The organism is Caballeronia sp. M23-90 (genome assembly GCF_053574605.1).
Genome location: NZ_JBSIPA010000505.1, coordinates 1 through 4,576, shown reverse-complemented (window position 1 = coordinate 4,576; position 4,576 = coordinate 1). Strand labels below are relative to the sequence as shown.

The 4,576-nt window shown below is 58.2% G+C and carries 6 protein-coding genes and 1 pseudogene; 4 read left to right on the top strand and 3 right to left on the bottom strand.

Translation table 11 applies throughout. The features are described 5' to 3' along the window. Positions 1-159, bottom strand: a pseudogene (locus tag ACRXB1_RS31130) (MFS transporter); the annotation flags it as partial. 193 nt (positions 160-352) lie between these two features. Between ACRXB1_RS31130 and ACRXB1_RS31125 the strand changes: the two are divergent. Continuing rightward, on the top strand, positions 353-940 hold the full coding sequence (locus ACRXB1_RS31125; RefSeq protein ID WP_449494234.1) for a TetR/AcrR family transcriptional regulator: 588 nt from the start codon (positions 353-355) through the stop codon (positions 938-940). Beyond that, complete coding sequence (locus ACRXB1_RS31120) at positions 937-1,491, top strand: DUF1415 domain-containing protein (RefSeq protein ID WP_449494233.1); 555 nt, start codon at positions 937-939, stop codon at positions 1,489-1,491. Before ACRXB1_RS31125 ends, ACRXB1_RS31120 begins: the two co-directional genes overlap by 4 nt. Here ACRXB1_RS31120 and ACRXB1_RS31115 read toward each other — a convergent pair. After that, positions 1,481-2,386 carry a class I SAM-dependent methyltransferase gene (locus ACRXB1_RS31115; protein ID WP_082778831.1) on the bottom strand — a complete coding sequence of 302 codons (906 nt, stop codon included), beginning with the start codon at positions 2,384-2,386 and terminating at the stop codon, positions 1,481-1,483. The two genes, ACRXB1_RS31120 and ACRXB1_RS31115, sit on opposite strands and share 11 nt — an antisense overlap. Positions 2,387-2,800: 414 nt before the next feature. On the opposite strand from ACRXB1_RS31115, the gene ACRXB1_RS31110 reads away from it, so the two are divergent. Continuing rightward, positions 2,801-3,121, top strand: a complete 321-nt coding sequence (locus tag ACRXB1_RS31110; RefSeq protein WP_062000407.1) for a hypothetical protein — start codon at positions 2,801-2,803, stop codon at positions 3,119-3,121. Positions 3,122-3,187: 66 nt separating this feature from the next. On the opposite strand, the gene ACRXB1_RS31105 is transcribed toward ACRXB1_RS31110, so the two are convergent. After that, the gene (locus ACRXB1_RS31105) at positions 3,188-3,895 is read right to left on the bottom strand and encodes a FadR/GntR family transcriptional regulator (protein ID WP_062168085.1); all 708 of its coding nucleotides are present in this window, start codon (positions 3,893-3,895) and stop codon (positions 3,188-3,190) included. Between the two features lie 176 nt (positions 3,896-4,071). Here ACRXB1_RS31105 and ACRXB1_RS31100 point away from each other — a divergent pair. Beyond that, positions 4,072-4,576 (top strand): alcohol dehydrogenase catalytic domain-containing protein (locus ACRXB1_RS31100; RefSeq protein WP_449494232.1); only part of this gene is annotated, 505 nt, incomplete at its 3' end.

Genomic DNA, 4,576 nt, shown 5'->3' with positions numbered 1-4,576 from the left:
TGTCGCGCGGCTCCAGCCGAATTGCTGCTCGAGCGGCAGCATCATGACGCTCGGCGTCGCGCGTGTGCCGGCGGCGGCCAGCAACACCAGGAACACCACGCCCACCGATATCCACGCGTAATGCATGCGGCCCGAAAGCCGCCGTGCTGCCCAATTCATGCTTCGCTCCGGTTTTTCATCGTATTTTTTGCATGGCCGGCGGCATAGAGGTTACCGATCAGTCACATTGAGGTTGCGAGCTTAGTGACTGATCGGTAACATGTCAAGAATCCCTTCGGATTCAGAGGTTATGACCGTGGTACGAGCATCGACCCGAAACACTATCGCCGATAAAAAACCCGTCCGCCGGCACATGGACGGCGCAACTGCGCAAGAGCAACTGCTCGACGCAGCAGAACGGCTCTTTTACCGCGACGGCATTCGCGCAATCAGCGTCGATGCCGTTGTGGAACGCGCCGGCGTGAACAAGATGAGCGTCTACCGGCAGTTTTCGTCGAAGGACGATCTGGTCGTGGCGTATCTCACGCGCATGGACGAGCGGTTCCGCGAGCGCGTCGAGGCGAGCTTCGCAAAGCATCCCGGCGATGCCGCCAAGGGTCTCGTGCAAGGCATCACGGATCTGGTGGAACGCGCGTCGCGGCCGGATTACCGTGGCTGCCCGTTCGTGAACGTGGCGTGCGAATTCGCGGATCGCGAACATCCCGCGCGGGTATCGGTTGCGCGCAACAAGGCTTATCTGATTGGACGATTACTGGCGTTGTCAGAAGCATCCGGCGCCGCCGATCCACAATCGCTCGCCGATTCGCTCGCGTTGCTGATCGAGGGCATCTACGCGTCGAGCCAGACTTTCGGGCCGGGTTGCGGTCCAATGCGCAGCGCGCCTAGCACAGCGCAGACGCTCGTACGCGCCGCTTGCGCCGAAGGCCGGGTGGAACAATGAACGAAGAGATCATCGATGCAACGCGCCACTGGCTGACGCGCGCGGTTATCGGGCTGAACCTGTGTCCGTTCGCCAAAGCGGTGTACGTGAAGGAGCAGATTCGCTACGTGGTCAGTGAGGCGCGTTCGTTCGAGGACGTGCTGGCCGACCTGGAAAAAGAACTCAAGCACCTTGCGGATTCCGACCCCGAAAAAATCGACACCACCTTGCTGATCGTTCCGCACGCGCTGGAAGATTTCGCTGAGTACAACGACGCGCTGCATTTCGCCGACACGCTTTTGAAACAGCTCAGGCTCGAAGGTGAACTGCAGATCGCGAGCTTCCATCCGGACTATCGATTCGATGACGCCGAACCTGACGACATCGAAAATTTCACGAACCGCGCGCCCTATCCAATCTTCCATCTGCTGCGGGAAGCGAGCATCGAGCGCGCCGTCGATGCCTTCCCGGATGCCGCCAATATCTACGAACGCAACATGGCGACCTTGCGCCGTCTGGGCCTTGACGGATGGCAGGAACACATTAAGCGCGACATCCAGGTCAAGTCGTAAAGAAGCGCTCGCGCATCTCGTCAAGGCCGAGTGTTTCGAGTACATCGGACAGGCGTTGCGCAGGCTTGCCGCGCGGCAAGTCCTTGAACTGCGCGATGATCAATTCGTTTTTCATCGAATGTTCCCAGCCGACGAGTTCCGTCACGCTGACCTGGTAGCCATGCGACTCAAGTTGCAGACATCGCAGCACGTTCGTGATCTGGCTGCCAAATTCGCGTGTATGCAGCGGATGCCGCCACATTTCAGTCAGCACATTCTTCGATAACGAATGGCCCTTGTTTTTGCGCAGGACAGCGGCCACTTCCGCCTGGCAACACGGCACGACCACGATCGTTTTCGCCTTTTTCTGCAGGGCGAAATGAATGGCGTCATCGGTTGCGGTATTGCACGCGTGCAAGGCCGTGACCACGTCCACGGTCTCGGGCAACTTATCCGACGTAGTCGATTCGGCCACCGACAGATTCAGAAACGACATCCCGTCGAAGCCCAACCGCGCGGCCAATTCCTCCGACTTTTCAACCAGTTCCGGGCGCGTCTCAATTCCATAGATATGTGACCGATCGCGCAGAGCTTTGAAGTAGAGATCGTAGAGAATGAAGCCAAGGTAGGACTTGCCAGCACCATGATCGACCAGCGTCACCGAGCTCTGCTTCGCATGAATTTCCGCAAGCAACGGCTCGATGAACTGAAACAGGTGATAGACCTGTTTCAGCTTGCGGCGGCTGTCTTGATTCATCTTGCCGTCGCGAGTAAGGATATGCAGTTCCTTCAAAAGCTCGATGGATTGCCCCGGACGAATTTCATGTTTTTCATTCGTCGAGGTGGTTTCCGGCTTTAGATCGGATGAATCCGATGATGCAATGGGCGCATTCAACGCCCGGGACTTCTTGGCCATCGTCTGGATACCGTAGGGATTTTTGCGTGGGGATCTAACGCGAAGTGTGCGCTAACCGCTGGTTTTAATGATGCAGATGAGCAAGTTTACCGAAAAGCGCAAAGACGCTCCCGAACAACGCAACGTCAGGAATTGGTAAGCGTTCGACTCTTCGTTTTTTGGATTGATCGAGCAGACAGTTTCAGATGGAACATTTCGTGCATTTGCAACGGGACAATCAACGGGACGGATGGACGCAACGGCGGCACGAAACCGCAAAATTGACTGAACAATAAGCCTGTAGCCAAGGTGAGCGCGATTAACCGGCGACCGGGGAGATGCACCGAGTCTCGTAACCACGCGCTGCCTGTTACGTAACACCCACGCACACAAAGCGCGTTCCCCGAGGAACACGCGAACGAAATGAGGACGGCAATGGACCCAATCCGAGACAGTAAAGCCGAACAGCAGTTTCAAGAGATGCTCGCCAAGCTCACCGCGTTGCCGGAATGGAGCGAAAAGCAGCAACTTGAACTGGAAATGGCTCGAGAGATTTCCGGCGAGATGCTGCGGCTTGCAGAAGCCATGCGCGACGGAACCACCGACATGGAAACGTGCCTGACGATGCTCAAGTACGCCAAGGTCATGGACTTCGTGCTGACCACGCTGGCGTCGCGTCGCGAGATCGCTCCGCAGACGTTGCGCGTGATCTTCAAGCTCGCCGGGCTGAAAGTCGATGAGGCTTATCCGGGTTGAGCCTGCACTCAGTGTTGGTCTTGCGGCCAGTCCGGTATTTTCATCGGCTGGCCTGAAGCGGTTTTCTCAATGTTTGCGGCGGGTCATCAGCCGCTCGTAAGACGCTTTCAGGTGGCGCTGCATGGCAGCCTGAGCTTGAATCGCATCGCGCGCTTCGAGTGCGTCCAGTATTTCCTTGTGCTCGCTCAACGCGTCCGCCCACGTCTCCTCCCCCTCGAAATGCCCACGCAACGTCGATGACAACGGGCTATGCCGTTCATCGAAAAGACCCGCTACGGTACGCACCAGCACGTCATTGCCCGACATTTGCGCAACAGCCATGTGAAACGCACGGTCCGCAGCAAGTGGAATCTGGCCGTGGGCAACCTGGCGTCCCATGTCCTCGTAAATGTCGCGCAACGCCCTGAGCGCCTTGGGCTTGGCGAACGCCGCGACACTCGCCGCGATCGCACCTTCTATCACCATGCGCGCCGTCGTGATTTCCAGCGGACTCTCCCCGAGCTCCGTGTCGGCCAGCATGCCGGGGCGAGAACCTGGCGCGGGTGCCGCGCAAATATAAACGCCCGATCCCATTCGGATTTCGACACGCCCTTCCAGTTCCAGCGCAACCAGCGCTTCGCGCACGGACGGCCGCGATACGCCGAGCGTCGACGCCAGTTCACGCTCCGACGGCAAACGGCCGTTCGGCGCGAACCCCTTGTCGTCGATGAGTGCGCGCAGCTTATCGGCGATCTGGAGATAGAGACGGCGCGTTTCGATGGGTTTGCCTGCCACAAGGATTCCTTTTTCTGCAGATATCGCGCGCCGGGATTAACTAGGCGAAAGCGTGAATTCTAAACAAAGGACGTCAGAATGGTCAGGCCAAACCCGTACTATCGGCAAATTGGCTTGACCAGTTCTCTTTTACGAAACTAACATGCACTCTGGTAAGGCCAAAACAGACCCCTCTCATGAAAACTGTCATCTGCGAACAACCCGGCTCTCTCGTCCTGATCGATCGGCCGTCTCCGGAACCCGGTCCCGACGATGTCCTGATTCGCATCAAACGCGTCGGCGTGTGCGGCACGGATCTGCACATATTCACGGGCAATCAGCCGTTTCTCGCGTATCCGCGCGTGATGGGACATGAGCTGTCGGGAATCGTCGAATCGGCACCAGCCGGTGCGCGCGTCGCAAAAGGCGATCAGGTCTACGTGATGCCTTATCTTGCGTGCGGGAAGTGCATCGCGTGCCGCGCCAAAAAGCCGAATTGCTGCATGAACATTCGTGTGCTCGGCGTGCACACGGACGGCGGTCTGGTCGAGCAACTCGCCGTGCCGCAAGCTTTCGTGTTCAAAGCCGATGGCGTCACGCTCGATCAAGCTGCGATGATCGAATTCCTCGCCATTGGCGCACACGCCGTCGCCCGCGCCCACCACGAGCGCGCGCTGTTTCGGCTGTACATCGGCGCGGGCA

Coding starts and splice junctions, on each gene's coding strand:
- ACRXB1_RS31115 (WP_082778831.1), bottom strand. CDS start 2,386: ATGGCCAAGAAGTCCCGGGCGTTGAATGCGCCCATTGCATCATCGGAT.
- ACRXB1_RS31120 (WP_449494233.1), top strand. CDS start 937: ATGAACGAAGAGATCATCGATGCAACGCGCCACTGGCTGACGCGCGCG.
- ACRXB1_RS31110 (WP_062000407.1), top strand. CDS start 2,801: ATGGACCCAATCCGAGACAGTAAAGCCGAACAGCAGTTTCAAGAGATG.
- ACRXB1_RS31125 (WP_449494234.1), top strand. CDS start 353: ATGGACGGCGCAACTGCGCAAGAGCAACTGCTCGACGCAGCAGAACGG.